The organism is Lysinibacillus parviboronicapiens (assembly GCF_003049575.1).
Taxonomy (GTDB): domain Bacteria; phylum Bacillota; class Bacilli; order Bacillales_A; family Planococcaceae; genus Lysinibacillus; species Lysinibacillus parviboronicapiens.
Genome location: NZ_PYWI01000004.1, coordinates 140,559 through 157,225, shown reverse-complemented (window position 1 = coordinate 157,225; position 16,667 = coordinate 140,559). Strand labels below are relative to the sequence as shown.

The 16,667-nt window shown below is 37.9% G+C and carries 12 protein-coding genes, 1 pseudogene and 1 other annotated feature; of the genes and pseudogenes, 6 read left to right on the top strand and 7 right to left on the bottom strand.

The window, feature by feature from the left end; all coding sequences use genetic code 11:
* The first annotated feature begins 98 nt into the window (after positions 1-98).
* From C9J35_RS06235 to C9J35_RS06220, 4 genes and pseudogenes are all read left to right on the top strand, one after another.
* Positions 99-1,280, top strand: a complete 1,182-nt coding sequence (locus C9J35_RS06235; RefSeq protein WP_107923830.1) for a toxic anion resistance protein — start codon at positions 99-101, stop codon at positions 1,278-1,280.
* 168 nt (positions 1,281-1,448) lie between these two features.
* Positions 1,449-1,985 (top strand): hypothetical protein, encoded by a 537-nt coding sequence (locus tag C9J35_RS06230; RefSeq protein ID WP_107923829.1) that lies wholly within the window; start codon positions 1,449-1,451, stop codon positions 1,983-1,985.
* Positions 1,986-2,448: 463 nt separating this feature from the next.
* Positions 2,449-3,354 (top strand): EamA family transporter RarD, encoded by a 906-nt coding sequence (rarD, locus tag C9J35_RS06225; RefSeq protein WP_107923828.1) that lies wholly within the window; start codon positions 2,449-2,451, stop codon positions 3,352-3,354.
* 287 nt (positions 3,355-3,641) lie between these two features.
* Positions 3,642-4,012 (top strand): annotated as a pseudogene (locus C9J35_RS06220) (GNAT family N-acetyltransferase).
* Positions 4,013-4,092: 80 nt separating this feature from the next.
* On the opposite strand, the gene tyrS reads toward C9J35_RS06220, so the two are convergent.
* Together tyrS and C9J35_RS06210 are read right to left on the bottom strand one after the other, a co-directional pair.
* A complete protein-coding gene (tyrS, locus tag C9J35_RS06215) occupies positions 4,093-5,307 on the bottom strand; it encodes a tyrosine--tRNA ligase (RefSeq protein ID WP_107923827.1) in 1,215 nt (404 codons plus the stop codon).
* A 75-nt stretch (positions 5,308-5,382) separates the two neighbouring features.
* Positions 5,383-5,624 (bottom strand) — a binding site (T-box leader).
* A gap of 156 nt (positions 5,625-5,780) precedes the next feature.
* Positions 5,781-6,158: a hypothetical protein gene (locus C9J35_RS06210; RefSeq protein WP_153062945.1), complete on the bottom strand. Its 378-nt coding sequence runs from the start codon at positions 6,156-6,158 to the stop codon at positions 5,781-5,783.
* A 658-nt stretch (positions 6,159-6,816) separates the two neighbouring features.
* On the opposite strand from C9J35_RS06210, the gene C9J35_RS06205 reads away from it, so the two are divergent.
* Positions 6,817-8,718 carry an endonuclease MutS2 gene (locus C9J35_RS06205; RefSeq protein WP_107923825.1) on the top strand — a complete coding sequence of 634 codons (1,902 nt, stop codon included), beginning with the start codon at positions 6,817-6,819 and terminating at the stop codon, positions 8,716-8,718.
* A gap of 85 nt (positions 8,719-8,803) precedes the next feature.
* Here the strand turns inward: C9J35_RS06205 and C9J35_RS06200 are convergent, their stop codons facing one another.
* Complete coding sequence (locus tag C9J35_RS06200) at positions 8,804-10,051, bottom strand: helix-turn-helix domain-containing protein (RefSeq protein WP_107923824.1); 1,248 nt, start codon at positions 10,049-10,051, stop codon at positions 8,804-8,806.
* 127 nt (positions 10,052-10,178) lie between these two features.
* Here C9J35_RS06200 and C9J35_RS06195 point away from each other — a divergent pair, with 127 nt between their 5' ends.
* A complete protein-coding gene (locus C9J35_RS06195) occupies positions 10,179-11,459 on the top strand; it encodes an MFS transporter (RefSeq protein ID WP_107923823.1) in 1,281 nt (426 codons plus the stop codon).
* A gap of 399 nt (positions 11,460-11,858) precedes the next feature.
* On the opposite strand, the gene C9J35_RS06190 is transcribed toward C9J35_RS06195, so the two are convergent.
* The 4 genes from C9J35_RS06190 to C9J35_RS06175 all read right to left on the bottom strand — a co-directional run bounded on the left by C9J35_RS06190 (position 11,859) and on the right by C9J35_RS06175 (position 16,220).
* Complete coding sequence (locus C9J35_RS06190; protein ID WP_107923822.1) at positions 11,859-12,575, bottom strand: LutC/YkgG family protein; 717 nt, start codon at positions 12,573-12,575, stop codon at positions 11,859-11,861.
* Positions 12,575-14,002, bottom strand: coding sequence for a LutB/LldF family L-lactate oxidation iron-sulfur protein (locus tag C9J35_RS06185; RefSeq protein ID WP_107923821.1), 1,428 nt, complete (start codon positions 14,000-14,002; stop codon positions 12,575-12,577). Before C9J35_RS06185 ends, C9J35_RS06190 begins: the two co-directional genes overlap by 1 nt.
* A gap of 115 nt (positions 14,003-14,117) precedes the next feature.
* Positions 14,118-14,834, bottom strand: coding sequence for a (Fe-S)-binding protein (locus C9J35_RS06180; protein ID WP_107923820.1), 717 nt, complete (start codon positions 14,832-14,834; stop codon positions 14,118-14,120).
* Between the two features lie 657 nt (positions 14,835-15,491).
* Positions 15,492-16,220 carry a FadR/GntR family transcriptional regulator gene (locus tag C9J35_RS06175; protein WP_107923819.1) on the bottom strand — a complete coding sequence of 243 codons (729 nt, stop codon included), beginning with the start codon at positions 16,218-16,220 and terminating at the stop codon, positions 15,492-15,494.
* Positions 16,221-16,667: the final 447 nt, after the last annotated feature.

Below are 16,667 nucleotides of genomic sequence, written 5' to 3'. Positions count from 1 at the left end.
CAGTAAATGTCACATATTTTGTAAGACTTGAATAAATGAAACTTTTTTATTTTTTATTCGTATTAAAAAGTAGAGATTAATCGCAGGGGGTATTACTTATGTCTGAATTCAACAACGATTTGTTAAAATCTAAAGATCCATTTGCTACAGAGAATCCATTATTACAGCCCAATCCATTATTGCAGGCTGCGCCAGCACAAGCACCGACACAGGCACCGACGCTTGTTTCAGAACAAGAGCTTTCACAAATTGCGCAAAATCAGCTCGCATTAAAACAAGATCCAGAAGTGCATACATTAGCACAGAAAATAGATGTGAAAGACCAAATTGCTATGTTGGAACTAGGAAAAGAAACGGCAACTGGTATTTCTACATTCTCAGATAAAATGCTCGCAACGATGAAAGCAAGTAAGCTTGAGGAATCGAGTGTGTTGCTCAACAATTTAAATAAAATTATGGATAAATTTGATCCACAAGATTTTACAGACGAAAAAAAGGGTGGCTTCCTGACAAAGCTGTTCAATAAAGGCAAAGAACAATTAGAGCGCATTCTCTCTAAATATGACAGTATGAATAAGGAAATTGACGTCATTTACCGTGAAATTCAAAAATATGAGGTCGAGATGAAACGCAATACTGTAGACCTTGAAACGTTATATGACCAAAACTTAAACTACTTCCAATCATTAAGTAAATTTGTAGCGGCCATTGAAGTGAAGGCAGACGAGGTACGCGCAACATTACCGATGCTGGAGCAAAAAGCGCAAACAGGTGACCAGTTGGCAGCAATGGAATATGAAACGATGCTCCGTGCGGTAGATTTGCTTGAGCAACGACGCTATGATCTAGAAATGGCGCAGCAAGTATCCTTCCAATCTGCACCACAAATTCGTTTAATGCAGCAGGGGAATAATCATTTAATTGGTAAAATTAACTCTGCGTTTGTCACAACAATCCCAATTTTTAAACAAGGTCTCATTCATGCAGTGACATTGAAGCGTCAAAAATTGATTTCAGATTCAATGAGTGAGCTTGACCGTCGTACGAATGAAATGCTAGTACGAAATGCTGAAAATATCAGTAAAAATAGTGTGAATATCGCACGAGCTGCGGGTAGCCCAAGCATTAAAATTGAAACGATTGAAACAACATGGCAAACGATTATGGCGGGTATTCAAGAAACGAAGCAGATTCAAGCAGAAACAACGAAAAACCGTGAAGAAGGCCGTAAACGTATCGAAAAATTACAGCTTGAATATGAAAAATTGAAAAAAATGTAACAGGGAAGCTTCTTGCATAATCAATGCAAGGAGTTTTTTTATTTTGACAAAATGACCATAACTTATTATGATGATATAAATGAGAATGATTATCAAAACCAAAGGAAGCGGAAAGATGTTAATTAAAGTAATACCATTACATGGACAATTTAGTAATGGAGTGAATAAATGATGAACAAAATAGATCCTTTTGCATTGTCTTGTGAAACATTGCAGGATGGCACACTTGCCGTCAAAGCATCAGAGTCCTTGATGCTGTTATCACAAAATCGCTACAAGGAATTAGCGCAAATCGAACAATTATTCAATACCATGGATGTAGATTCAGATAAAAAGCATCATATATTGGAGCAGGATCGGAAAACGTTAAAAAAGCAAAATGCATTACTGACAGAAGAGGTGCAAAAGATTGCACAGCAAAACGCAGTGTTGCAAAAAAAGCTAACGGAATATAATTGCATCGTGGAGGAATTCAAAGAGCTACGTCGCCAAAATACAGAACTCCTAATTGAATTGAGTAAATATACTGCATTGTCCAGAGAAACACTTTCTGGCCCACTGAAATCGATGATTCGAGATTTACGTGAGCAAGGTGTGGGTATAAAAGAAATTCATATTCGCATTAAACGTCAAATCAATCCAGAAATCAGCTATAGTATGGTACGAAAATATATTTCTGAGATTGAAAGTGAAAACAGAGACTAGCTTAGTTAGATAAAACTGGATAGGTGGAACCAATTAATTTATGACACATTCCCAGTTTTGTTGATAATATTTTGCGATTTATCAATAGTTATTAGAGTTTTTGGTCTGCTTTTGCTATTTTAGCAATAACCAATACGCTTATAGTGAAAATGTGCATTTACAGTTTTCCAACAAAGTCCTATAATGAGTCTATTCTTTAACTTTATTCAGCAAGAACGGCCAGTAAGAAACCAACACTTAAGTTGCAAGATGAGAACAAGTGAACGATTACCTAAGCGTAAAAGCCCGAGTGCTGCAACTAACCATCAGTCGAGGATGCAAAAACCTCACTGATTGAAATTTTGCTCAGTGAACATCAATCTTGCCAGTGGTTGCTTTTGGTCTATTGAACAAAGTTATGCTTGCATATATTTACGCGCAGGCGTAAATGATTTATACAACTAGAGTAGGAGAATTATAGATAATGTCGAACGAGAAAAAAGGGATATTGGCAGCATTTTTTGCTTATGTCATTTGGGGTGCCTTCCCGCTTTATTGGAAAATGCTTGAGCATGTGCCAAGCATGGAAATTCTGTTAGGACGCGTGATTTGGTCCTTTGTGTTTACGGTGATAGCAGTAGTACTTATCGGTATGCGTAAAGAGCTACTGGCAGATTTAAAATATTTATGGACGCATCAGAAGCTTTTTTGGCTACTAGCGGGAGCTTCTTTTGTCATTTCAATGAATTGGTATTTATATATTTGGGCTGTAACGCATGAACACTTGATTGAGACAAGCCTAGGTTACTACATTAACCCATTGTTATCAGTTATTTTTGGCGTAGTTTTCTTCAAAGAGACACTTAGCCGTGCACAGTGGGCTGCTACAGGTATTGCCTTTATCGCTGTCATTATTTTGACATTGAACTACGGCTCTATTCCATGGGTCGCATTACTGATAGCATTAACCTTTGCCATTTATGGTGTGCTGAAAAAGAAAATTACCATTGATGCAACTAGAGGTCTTGCGATTGAAACATTGTTTATCCTACCTTTTGCGCTAGGGTATTACATCTATCTATTTACAACAAGCCAAGCTTCTTTCTTACATGTGAATGTACAAACAGATATTTTGATGATTGTAAGTGGTATTGTCACAGCGGTGCCTTTAATTTTATTTGCCAAAGGCGCACAAAATATTCCGCTCTATTTATTGGGCTTTATACAATACGTAGCGCCAACAATTGTCTTAATTTTAGGTGTTGTGCTGTATAAGGAGCCATTTAGCCAAGTAGAATTAATGGCGTTTAGTATTATTTGGATAGCGTTATTATTATTCTCTGGCTCAAAAATCATCGAAACGAGAAGAGCCCATCATAAATCCGCGTAATAAAAGGACTTGTAGAAATTTTCTACAGGTCCTTTTTATGTGTAAAACAGATTGCACATAGGATACCTTACCCGATTCATTCCTTGCTAAGGACGAAAAAATGCCACGCTGTCTATTATGATAGAACGAAGAAATCTATTGATGATAAAATATATTTTTTATGAAATAACATGGCTTTAGGATAACCTAACTAGTCTTTTTGTCAGAAATAGAACTTTGGTTTATGGGAAGGACTGTTTATAGTATGTAAATGAGGTTCTACATCATACAAAACCAACACTAGATCAATTTTATGTTCGAGTGTAGGGTGGGGAGATTATATGAATTTTGATGTGGCAGAGACATCAATTCAACATTCGATCTTTTCGTTATCGTTAAAGATAATAACAATATTCTTGGAATGGGGAGAATTGTTGGAGACGGTGTAATCTATTTTTATATCCAAGACGTCGTTGTTCATCCAGAACATCAAGGACAAGGGATTGGGAAAGACATTATGAATTCATTAGTAAGTTATCTAGAAAAAAATGCACCTGATAAGGCATTTGTCGGGTTATTTGCATCAGCAGGTAAAGGTGAATTTTATGAAAAATATGATTTTTATAACCACTCTCCTAATATGACCGGAATGTTTAAAGTCATCAAGAATAGTAACTAGAACAGGGCACGATTATGGCGAAAAAACATGCATAAAACAATTTTCGTTTAGTGCATGTTTTTGATTTTTTTAGTCGCTCGTTATTTAATAAATTTTAGAAATCGTTTCTTGCCAATTTGTAACACGTCATTGTTCATTAATATATGATCTAAATCGTCCGCTAGAATTTTTTCCCCGTTTAATGATACGCCATTTTGTTTGATTAACCTTACAAATTCGCTTTTACTTTGAACAAAATCCATGGTAATCAGTTCAGGAATGATGTCGGCAATCTTTTCGTGTCCGATTTGAATTATCAGACTAGGAATATTTTCTGGGATTTCTCGTTTTTGAAAGGCGGTTTCAAAATAGACTTTAGCTTCCTTCATCGCATTTTTACCATGATATAACGAGGTAATTATTTCGGCTAATTGTAATTTCACATCACGGGGGTTTTCCCCGTTTTCTAAACGTTCCTGAATCATGTTGATGAACTGAGGATGCTCATCTGTTGCCAATTCAAAATATTTAATGATCAAATGATCGGGCACTTCCATCACTTTTTTAAACATTGTTTCGGGTGCCTCATTGACACCGATATAGTTCCCTAGACTTTTACTCATTTTTTCAACCCCATCTAAACCTTCGAGTAGAGGCATGAAAATGGCAATTTGTTTTTCTAACCCTAAATGCTTTTGTAATGTTCGACCCATTAAAATATTAAAAGTTTGGTCTGTGCCGCCTAACTCAATGTCTGCGGAAATTTCGACGGAATCATACGCTTGCATTAACGGATAGAAAAATTCGTGAATTCCGATAGGCACTTGATTTTTGTAACGTTTTTGAAAATCATCTCGTTCTAAAATGCGCGCTACCGAAGTCGTTGCTGCTAATTGAATAACTTCTTCAAACGTTAATTTTGTTAACCACTCACTATTAAAACGGACCGTTGTTTTATCCTTATCTAATACTTTAAAGATTTGCGCGCAATAGGTGTGGGCGTTTTCCTTAACTACTGCATCACTCAGTGCCACACGACCTTTTGCTTTTCCTGTTGGGTCACCAATGCAACCAGTAAAGTCCCCAATCAAAATGACTACCTGATGTCCTAAATCTTGCATTTGCTTAATTTTGCGTAGAACAACGGCATGACCTAAATGAATATCCGGTGCTGAAGGATCAAGGCCTAATTTAATTGTCAACGGTTCTTTCTTCTCGAATGAACGCGTTAATTTTGCCAGTAATTCTTCTTCATGAACAATTGTGTCTGTCCCTTTCTTAATGATTGCTAATTGCTCTTGTGGTTCTAACAACATCTCTAACAACTCCTTCAAATGTTAATCTGACAGATTCTATAAGAGAAAAACAAAAAACGCCCTTTAGGAATAAACCTAAAGGACGTGTATGAACGTGTTACCACCTTTATTTGAGAGCTATTCACATAACTCTCCTCAATAGGTACGGCTATATGCGATACCTATGCATTGATTACGGGTGCAACCCCGTCGTAGCCTACTATAAGTTCGGTACGCAGCTCCAAGATGTATTCACCTTAACTTTCCTTGCGCCTCTCAACAACCGGCTACTTTCTGTAAGTTCCATTAAAGCTACTCGTTCTCTTCAACGCTTTTACTCTTATACTCCGAAATGCATGAAACAAATCTTCGTTATGCAGATATTGATACTTATTATAACTTTACATCTCTAATTGTCAACCAATTTCGAGTATTCATTGTTTAAGTGCAGTCGCTGATTTATCTTGGTCTAGCAGGTTTAGTGGCAGGGTTATTTATTTATTAGCGGCATTTTGTATTTCGATGTCAAAGGAATGAAAACCGTTTTCTTCTGCTACAATGTTTACAATATTGTGAATTTCTCTTTCTCTTTCTGTATTCATTGCATCACCATCATACATTAACAGTGCAATTATTTGTTTATCTGGGTAAATAGTGTATCCTACGCCTCCAGCCAACGTATAGCCATGCTCGTTTAACCTACTAACAATTTTATTTGAAAGTTCAGTTTCGGTTATTTGTGCATCAATCTTCGCAACTTCCGCCAACAATTTTTGGTGATTGGCAAAATTAACACGACCACTATCATCTGATGTGTTGAAAAAAATATCTAGCATTAAGAATGACCCACATATGAATATGACCGTTACCACAAAAAAGATTCCTTTTTTACGGATAAGGCATCATCCTTTCCTATTCTATATAAATGTTATGCAGGAAGGGTCAGTAAAAGTCTTAGCTCTAGCTTCATAAGCTCAACCGTTTTATAGAGGATTATAAATGAGGATTTCTCCACATGACTTCCTTAATTTTAATGACTAAACGATGTCATTTACTTTCATCGTCAAAAAACGCCAAAACGAAGCAACTTTACTTTTTGATTGGCATATAGTATTATGAATGCAATCAATTAGATGATAATGAAACGAACTATAAATAAATGCGAGGTGCTTTTTGTGAGTGCGGTAGGTTCTAAATAGGCAAAACTAAATGAAGTAAAGAGATGACGATGGGGGATATGTATCAAAACCACCCCTAATTTTGTCATGGATTTATTTCAAAACCTATGAAGATACCTACAATACTTTATAAAGCGTGTAATCTTGAATGAGCGAATACTGAATGTTCGCTTGATTCTATTTGCACATGCCTTGTAACTGTAAAGGAAGCTGTGGTATCCCCACAGCTTTTTTGTGTTTATAAGTAAACTGAATAAGAAAATAACCCAATGCTATAGTTGACAGATCATTGACATCTAATGGGTAGGTATCTTCATTGTGATAGGAAAAATCATCGTGAGGAGAATTGAACATGAATCAAACAACTTTTGAAAAGTTACAATATAACGAATTAAAACAGCTAGTAAAATCTTTTTGTGTCAGTGGGTTAGGGAAGCAATTATTGGATAAGTTGACACCGAGCTCGAATTTGACAGTCGTACACAACCGTTTACACGAAACAACAGAAGCGCGCGCAATCTTGGATGCAGAAGGGCATGTCCCATTTTTAGGCGTCACCAATATTGACCATACACTTAAAAACCTTGAAAAAGGCATTATTCTTGATCCAAGTGAGCTCATAAACGTATCAGATTTTTTAAGAGGATGTAGGAAGATTAAAAAATTTATGCAGGATAAAGAATTTTTTGCACCTTTGTTAGCTTCTTACGCAATTTCGATGTCCGAATTTAAAAGTGTGGAAGAAGAAATTAATTTTTCCATTAAGGCAAATCGGGTGGATGCAGCAGCAAGCAGAGACTTAAAGCGAATTCGCAACCATATCGAAACAACGGAAGAAAAAATTAAAGAACGCTTAGCTAAATTTTTAAATAATAGTGCCAATAAAACGTATATTCAAGAATTCTTTATTAGTAAAAAAGATGATCGTTATACCATTCCCATTAAAGCATCCTTTAAAAATCATGTACCCGGTACAGTTATTGAAATTTCCTCTACAGGGTCGACGGTCTTTATAGAACCTAATACCGTGACAAAATTAAATGGGGAGCTTGCAAGTCTAAAAGCGGAAGAAGCGATAGAAGAATATCAAATTTTAGCGACACTTTCGGGATTGTTGTTGGAGAATATTCAAGCAATCAACATCAATATGGAACTGATTAGCCAATACGATATGGTGTTTGCCAAAGCAAAATTTAGTAAACACATTGGTGGCCTAGCACCCACATTAAATGACCATGGCTATATAAAATTAGTGAATTGTAAACATCCACTTCTAACTGGAGAGGCTGTACCACTTAATTTTGGTATAGGCAAAGATTATCGTAGCCTAATTATAACAGGGCCAAATGCCGGCGGAAAAACGGTAGTTTTGAAAACAATCGGTTTATTAACGTTGGCGGCCATGTCCGGTTTTCATATTAGCGCAGATAAGACGACCGAATTGGCAGTGTTCGACCATATTTTTGTAGATATTGGTGACAATCAAAGCATCGAAAATGCACTTAGTACGTTTTCATCGCATATGAAAAACCTTTCCGAAATTATGCGCGCATCCAATAATAATACGCTTTTACTGTTTGATGAAATTGGAAGTGGAACGGAACCGAACGAAGGGGCGGCACTTGCAATCGCCATTTTAGAGGAATTTTATCAAATGGGTTGTATCACAGTGGCAACTACACACTATGGCGAAATTAAACGTTTTTCAGAAATGCATCATGATTTTATGAATGCCGCCATGCGCTTTAATAGCGACACATTAGAGCCGATGTATAAGCTGATGATCGGTACATCCGGGGACAGTAACGCCCTGTGGATTTCGAGAAAAATGAATATGCGTGAAACTGTGCTACAAAGAGCACAAGCATACATGGAAAATAAGGATTATCACTTACAACGTGTGCATGAAGATAAAATAAGAAAGCCGAAGATTGTCAAAGTACAAAAGCAAGACAATTATGCATTTCAAAAAGGGGACCGTGTGAAATTATTAGATTACAATGACTATGGCATTGTCTATCAAGAAATGGACCCTTACAATAATATCGCCGTGTTCTATCAAGGCAATTTCATGGAAGTCAATGTGAAGCGATTGGCTTTAGAGGTGCAGGCCAACGAATTATATCCAGAAGGCTATGATTTAGATACATTATTTGTGGATTATCAAGACCGAAAGTTACAGCATGATATCGAGCGCGGTTCGAAAAAAGCACTGCGTAAAATACAAAAAGAAATAAGAAAGGATAGGGGATGACATTCTCATAACTAGAAAATGATTTATTTAAAGGGATTGCACTTTTACATATTGCGTGCAATCCCTTTATGTTTAGTGCATATTACTAGACGGAATTAATCTGTGCTTTAATCGTTAAATATGTTTCCTTAATCTTATCTTTATAGGGAAGGTCGACTAAATCCTTGGAATCCATATAGGCTTTTTTGGCGATTTCGTAAGCTGTTGTTAACTCACCAAGCTGTGCATAGTTAAGGGCTTTATAGGAGAAGCACTCATTCATACTTAACAAATCATATGGATGGGAGATGTACATCGGGATTTCTTTATAGTGCTCAAATGCTTCTTTTGCCTCTAAATACTGACCAAGAAAATAGAGGGATTTCCCTTTTTCTGCATAATAAAAATTTTCATCCAGTTTTTGGACATCGCCATGGTGGAGAGCTTTAAAGCGTTCTATTTCCATTAATGCTTGCTGATAATCGCCTGTATAATTATTATAATAATGTGCTCGTAATACGAAGATAAATGCGTCCACATCGACTTGTTCGACAAAAACTCGATATTGCTCCAGCTTCATCATCAGATGTTCAGCCTGTTCGAAGTCCCCATCAATCATGGCACAATAAGCAGCGATACGATACATATCATCAATATGGTAATACAGCTGGTTTTGGTGAGCATTTGTAATGGTTTCATTTATGAGTTGTTTCCCTTCCTCATGCTCTCCAACAGCCAACTGAAGGATGCTAATAAAATAAGCCAATTTACCCATATCACGTGAATCTAACTGATAATTTTCTTGTTTAATTTCCTCTTGTACTTGTAAAATACAGGCGTATGCCGCATCATATTGGCGATTTTCAGCTAATACGGCTAGCTGTAACATATATGTTTTAAACCAATGACTGAGCAAATTTATTTCTTTAAATATTTGTCGTGCTTGTTGCAATGGCCGTTCCCATGTCGATAAACCTGCTTCGTACTGCGCATCTGCATATATATATAGCAAACGCCCAGCCTCATAGCTAAATGGGAGTTCTTCTACGTAGGGCTCAATCATAGCAACCAGTTGTTGATGATTGTCCTTATCTCCACGCTTTACTTGTGCAAACAAGATTTCCACTTGCTCTAAAAGAGGACGTATTGTAGTGGGCGTTACTTGTTCAAGTAGCTCACTTGCTTTTACCCCAAGACGTTCTGCAATATAATTTAGGCTTTCCATAGACGGCTTGGCCTTATCATTTTCAATTTGACTTAACATACCCTTGGTTAGACGGTCGGCGGCAAGTGCTTCTAATGTTAATTTTCGTTCTTTTCGTAATTTGCGAATTCGAGTGCCTAAAGAGTCCACTGCCTCGCCTCCTTTTTATTGTTTAATTATATTAAACTTTTGCTTGCTTGAAAAGAGGGAACTATGCTATATTTTGTTTAATAAAATTAAACTTTTAAATTTAGTTAAAAATATGGAGGGGTTTTTGATGAATGAAGCGGAAAAATATAAGAAGGCGACCTATCATTTATGGACTTTTACCGCCAGTAAAATGATTGCGATGTTAGGGTCGCATGTCCTGTCATTTGGTATTAGTTTGTATATTTTAGCAATGACAGGTTCTGCCATGAGCTTTGCGACGAATATGATTTGTTCCATATTACCGCGCGCACTGGTGGCGCCACTTGCAGGCTATGTCGCAGATAATTATTCAAAAAAACGAACTATTTTATTGGCACAGGCGGGAACAGTTTTGACAATGGGTGGTTTACTACTTTATACGGAGACAGTAGGTATATCAGTCAACGCGATCTATGTGACGACCGTATTCTATACGCTGTGCTCAGCGTTTTCGGGTGTAACGTTTAGCTCGGCAATCGCTACTTTAGTGAATCCAGAGCGTTTACAGCGTGCGATGTCGTTCAATCAAATGTCGATGTCGGTAGCTGCTATTGGTGGACCTGTTATCGGTGGAATGATGTATGGCTTTTTCTCGATGGAAGTATTTTTAATCGTGCATATGGTTGCCTATATCATTGCTTTTTGTTTAGAGGCAACAATGGATTTCAAATTATATAGTAAACGACAAGAGAATGTGGAGAAGGAAAAAATATGGGCAGGACTGGCGAGTGGCTTTCGTTATATCAAGCAACAGAAAGTCATTAAAGTGGTGATGTGGCTGTCTTTATGGATTAATTTATTTTTCTCAGCCATCGTTGTTGGGGGAACCTATATTATTATTGAAATACTGAAAGTGGAGTCAACACATTTTGGCTTTATTCAAGCGTCAGGCGCAATTGGTATGTTAGTAGCTTCACTCTATTTTGCAACACAGGCAGAAGTTAAAATGCCATTGCGATTCTCAAAGATTAGTTTATTGCTTCTATCTGGTAGTTTAGGGCTTGCAGTAATACCATTAGTGACAAATCTTTCGTATATCACGATTTTTATCTTTTACATCGGTCTCTATTTTATTTTCGCTATTTTTGAAATGGGCATTAATATGCCGCTTGGGGTCTTTATGCAAAAGCTCATTTCTGAGGAATATCGTGGGCGCGTGTTCGGGCTGATGGAAACTATGGCCATGTCAATGATGCCGATTGGGATGTTAGTTTACGGCATATTATACGATACGCTTCCAGCGACAGGGATTCTGCTTGTTACGAGTGTCATTATCGTTACCATTACGCTTGTGCTGTTAAGACCAGCTGTGCTAAAAGAGGCCCATCCTGAATTGGTGGAGCCAGTGATGGAAAGCGTTCAACCTTAGAAACATCAACGATAAAAAGCGGGTCGGGGAGGGGAACCTGACGTGATTTTTCAATAAACTTGGAATGAGTACTTGTCTGGTCGTACATCAAACGGAATATAGTTGCTTAAAAGTTTGGTACTTTAAAAGTATCAGGCTTTTTAACGATATTTTATCATGATGGTATAGAGTCTTCAGTTTTTAGTGTAGCAAAGATAGCCTAATAGATTTTTGCTCTAATAGGCGCGCAATCATATACTATATGGCATTTTTAAAAAGGTGTAAGGTTGTATGACAATACGAGGATAGGAGTTTTTCACTTGAACCTTACATCTTTTCGATTAGCTGACCAAAAAAGCCCGATTGCTGCGACTATCAATTAGTGGGGGAAAGGCAAGCCCCCGCTGACTAAAGTTTCACTTATTGATCTTCAATTACAATATAAATGGCTTTAATAGGGCCGTGTACGCCGACGACGAGTATCATTTCAATATCCGCAGAGTTACTAGGTCCTGTGATGAAATTGACGCACGAAGCAACTTTTTCCCCGCTGTGCATTTTTTCACGTATCCAGCGTGCCGCTTGTGTCATTCGTGGAACGATAGTACTTTTAGGAATCAAAATGATAGATTTTTCAGGTAAAAAACTTACAGACCTGCCTTTATCTTTGTCGCTAAATAGCACCGCCGTGCCTGATTCGGCTAGTGTCATTTCACTAATGGTTATGCCGATGTTGGCTTTTTCGGCTTGTATAATGTTTTCTTCAGGTTGTGCAGAGTTCCAAACGTAAAGATCGATGTTTGCTTGTGGCCATTGTTCGTTCATTAACTGAGACAGTCCATATTTTTGGAAGCGGTCATCTTTCCACGTTATCACGGAGCGGCCACCAAAACTGTCGACGACTGTTTGGAGGGTATCCGCAAGTTTTGCGGTATTTGTGATGACTACATTGGTATTGATATTTAGGCATTGCTCTTGTAATACTGCTACTAATTCGTCCTGAGTTGCATCTTTTAGGACACGATCTTGGGGTTGATATTGCCAAATTGGTTGTTCTATATTTTTTGTAGGTGTTCGCCCTAGCTGATGGGCAATTTTATTTAAAAATGTATCGCGGTTTTCAATGATACCCTTCATTATTCTTCGCCTCCTATTGGACGTTTTTTGAACCAATCACGGAAATTTTCTTTGTTTGGTGCTGGAAAATCTCTGTCTGCTGTCCACGCTTTCAATGGGCCTGGACCGTTTGAAATCTTATTATCTTTGGTAAATGGAGACATCACTGGCGAGGCCATTTTTGTCGCCATTTTAAATAAGGATGGGGAGGCAGCGCCAAAACCAAATGCTTTCATTAATAGCTTTTCAGAAACAGGTGCTTTTCCCTCATTTTCCACTATGACTTGACGATGCTTATGAATAAGTTGATGCAACGGGATTTTCACTGGACAAGCGTCCGTACAAGCACCGCATAATGTGGAAGCGTACGGTAATTCTTTGAAATCTTCATAGCCTCCTAGTAATGGCGATAGCACGACGCCGACTGGGCCAGAGTAAATAGAGCCATAGGTATGCCCACCGACATGACGGTAAACCGGGCAAGCATTGACACAGGCCGCACAACGAATACATTGTAGGATTGGTTGGAATTCTCCGCCTAAAATGTCTGAACGTCCGTTATCGACAATGACTAAATGGAACTCCTCTGGTCCGTCCGTATCACCTTCATCTTTTATGCCTGTTAATGTTGTAATATAGCTAGTTAGCTTTTGTCCAACCGCACTTCTTGTTAACAGACTGACGAGTACTTCCATCTCTTCAAAGGTAGGGACAATTCTTTCCATCCCCATAACAGTAATTTGTGTTTTTGGTAAGGCTGTCACTAAATCAGCATTTCCTTCGTTTGTGACAAGTGTAATGGAGCCACTTTCTGCGATGGCGAAGTTACAGCCTGTAATGCCAATATCTGCGGTTAAGTACTCATTACGCAATTTTTCACGAACATAAAGTGCGAGCTCTTCTGGTTTTTCTGTCTTATCGTAGCCTTGCTTGTCTTTAAAAACATCACGAATTTGCTCTTTGTTTTTATGCAGGGCAGGTACAACAATATGGGAGGGAGGTTCATGGTCATCTACCTGTAAAATGTATTCACCAAGGTCAGTCTCAATCACTTCACAGCCAAGTTGCTCTAGTGCTGCGTTTAAATGAATTTCTTCTGTGACCATGGATTTTGATTTTACGATTTTTCTGGCCTGTTTTTCGTTCGCGATTTGTTGGATATAGGCTGTCGCTTCTTGTGCTGTTTGCGCGAAGAAGACATGGCCACCTCTTTTTGACACGTTTTCGCTTAATTCATATAAGTAATAATCTAAGTTTGCTAGCACATGTTGGCGAATTTCTTCACCATGTGAGCGCCATTCCTCCCAATGGCCCAGTTCGTCCGCTTGTTTGAGGCGGCGGGTTTGGAAACGTTCTTGTGCGCTTGATACGGCCCCTCGCATAAACGTATTTGTTAATTCTTTAGAAACCCGATTTTTAAACGGATCATCACTAGTTTTCATTGACATCTGATACCCTCCTTGGAGATGATTAGTGTGTATGTGAATGGTTATTAGTGCCTAGCTTAGTACTCAGCCCAATGCGTCGTGGAGCTATAATAAGTGGCTTTTGCATAGTAGTTGTTTATCGACAGTTTAGAACTTCTGCAATATGCATTACTTTTATTGGTTTGCCTTGTCGATCAATTCGACCACCGATATTGATTAAACAACCAGCATCAGCACCAATTAAAATATCAGCACCTGTTTCTTCTACATTTTGTACTTTTTCACTTACCATTTGCCCTGAAATATTGCCCATTTTTACTGAAAAGGTGCCGCCAAATCCACAGCAACGCTCTTTTCCTGGCAGCTCTATATACTGTAAGCCTTTCACATGGCTTAACAATGTCATGGGTGCCTCTTGCACACCAAGCAATCTCGTCATATGGCAAGAAGAATGATAAGTTGCTGTACCTTCTAAATGAGCACCAACATCTTCTATTTTTAATACATCTACAATAAATTCAGTGAATTCATATGTCTTCGTAGCTAATGCTTTGGCTTTTGGTTCCCAAACAGCATCGCCTTTAAACACTTCTGGATACTCCTTAAACATATAGGCACATGATCCGGAAGGGGAGACTACATATTCCGCATGTTCGAAAGCCAGTATCATTTTTTTCATTGCATTTTTTGACTCTTGCACATAACCACTATTGTAAGCTGGCTGTCCACAGCAAATTTGATTTTCTGGAAAGTCTATCGTACAGCCTAGTCTTTCTAATACTTCTACGACTGCTTTTCCTACATCTCCTTGAAACATATCGACTAAACAAGTCGCAAAAAGTGTTACTTTCATGATCATCGCTCCTTTAATACAGCTTTTCCCCTCATCACTACCAAATCAACTGGTCATCAGATGACTTAGGTGGTGAATATATTGTTTTTATAATACTACAACTTTTCAGACGAAAGAAAGTGTTTATATTAAATTTTCTAAAAATAAAAGCTTTGAAAAAAAGTTTACAGAGACGACTCATACATAAAATCTGGTGAAAACTTGAATTTTACTACCTTCAAAAACGACAAAATCCCCTGAGAGGTGATACGCTCGGGGGATTTTGTCTACCGTCTGCGTGGCCTATTTTACATGGACGTATTCATCATAAATATTCGTGCTTGGGGGAAAAATTTTCTCTTGTTTTTGGCGCGCAGGAAGCCCAAAAATATTTTTCGGGTTAAGATAGTGTAGGCGATACAAGTTGATTGGCGCGTAGGCGGCGAGTGTTGCTGACAGTATTCGCCTTTCACTACAGAGCAAAGCTTCCTGCAGGAACAGCACGTACGGAAAATCTATTTTTATGACAATCCGTTCTGCGGAAAGGGAGTAACTCGAACCCGAAATCAACGGTTTCTTACTATGTATTTTACAAAGAAAAAAGACTGTTGGCAGACCTAAAAGGAATTTGAGTTTGCCTACAGTCCGAGCTCCCCATCATAGAAGAGACAGCCCTTATTAGTTGATGGACTCTGTCCGTTCAAAGTATTGCATGAGTACTTTCTCCACATTACTTAGATGCGAAGCCATGGTTTGTTTCGCTAATTCTTCATTTTGATGTTTAATAGCAAGGAAAATTTGCATATGTTCATCATATAATTTTTCGCTCGTCGTTTTTTTAGAGAACAACCATAGACGTCTTGTTTCTCTCATAGTTTCAATCATTAAACCAGAAACTTGATCTAATAAAGTTGCTAGAAGGGGATTTTGAGAGGCTGTAGAAATTGCTGAATGGAACTGAAAATCTACTTTTTCTCCTAGTTCGCCATCACCTTGTACACGTTTCATTTCGTCCAAAATTTGCATCATGGCTTGCAAATCTTCTTCTGTTCGATGCATCGCAGCACTAGCAGCAGCGCCAACTTCAATAATTTTGCGGATTTCTAGCAGGTGGGAGACATCTTGTTTATTAGTTAACATAGCTGTCGATAAGGGGAAATCAAGTTGGTTGGCCTGAATACTTTTGACAAAGGTGCCCGAACCCTGTTTAATTTCGATTAAGCCCATCGCTTTTAAAGCAGATAGTGCCTCTCTGATAGCAGACCTGCTTACTTGTAACTGTTCGGCTAATTGTTCTACCGAATCTAGGCGATCTCCGGGCTTTAATTCGCCAGCTCGAATTTTTTCATAGAGGATTTCTGCGACTTCTTCATATATTTTTTTTGGTTTAATTTTCTTTAATTCCAAGGAACTACACCTCATTTGTTTCTGTCAATTGCAGTAATGGTAGCTTTATTATACATGATGGTTTGTAAATTACTCACTGATAAATGTCATGCGTGTGAATTTAAGAAATATAAAAAATTAGTAACTATATCGTAACATATATTCATCAGATGACCTAATCTCCTGTTGTGAAATATGTGGATGAAATGAAAGGATTGTCTCTTTGTTTATCCACCTATTTTGTACCGAAAGGGGGGAAGTGTCAGCCATAGGTATTTTTTGCGTGGATGTAACGACACAATCGCTGCTAGATATGATGACAACAGAGCGTTAACCATTGATGCAACTACATAAAGATGAATTTAATGTGGAGATAAATTAAATTTGGGAGTATGAAATTTGACGTTCACACAAGATTTTACAGGCGGTCGGTGGCAGTTTAGCTTGGTCAGCTATCGTCACAATCAT

Coding starts and splice junctions, on each gene's coding strand:
- C9J35_RS06235 (WP_107923830.1), top strand. CDS start 99: ATGTCTGAATTCAACAACGATTTGTTAAAATCTAAAGATCCATTTGCT.
- C9J35_RS06230 (WP_107923829.1), top strand. CDS start 1,449: ATGATGAACAAAATAGATCCTTTTGCATTGTCTTGTGAAACATTGCAG.
- rarD (WP_107923828.1), top strand. CDS start 2,449: ATGTCGAACGAGAAAAAAGGGATATTGGCAGCATTTTTTGCTTATGTC.
- tyrS (WP_107923827.1), bottom strand. CDS start 5,307: ATGTTGTTAGAACCACAAGAGCAATTAGCAATCATTAAGAAAGGGACA.
- C9J35_RS06205 (WP_107923825.1), top strand. CDS start 6,817: ATGAATCAAACAACTTTTGAAAAGTTACAATATAACGAATTAAAACAG.
- C9J35_RS06195 (WP_107923823.1), top strand. CDS start 10,179: ATGAATGAAGCGGAAAAATATAAGAAGGCGACCTATCATTTATGGACT.
- C9J35_RS06190 (WP_107923822.1), bottom strand. CDS start 12,575: ATGAAGGGTATCATTGAAAACCGCGATACATTTTTAAATAAAATTGCC.
- C9J35_RS06185 (WP_107923821.1), bottom strand. CDS start 14,002: ATGTCAATGAAAACTAGTGATGATCCGTTTAAAAATCGGGTTTCTAAA.
- C9J35_RS06180 (WP_107923820.1), bottom strand. CDS start 14,834: ATGAAAGTAACACTTTTTGCGACTTGTTTAGTCGATATGTTTCAAGGA.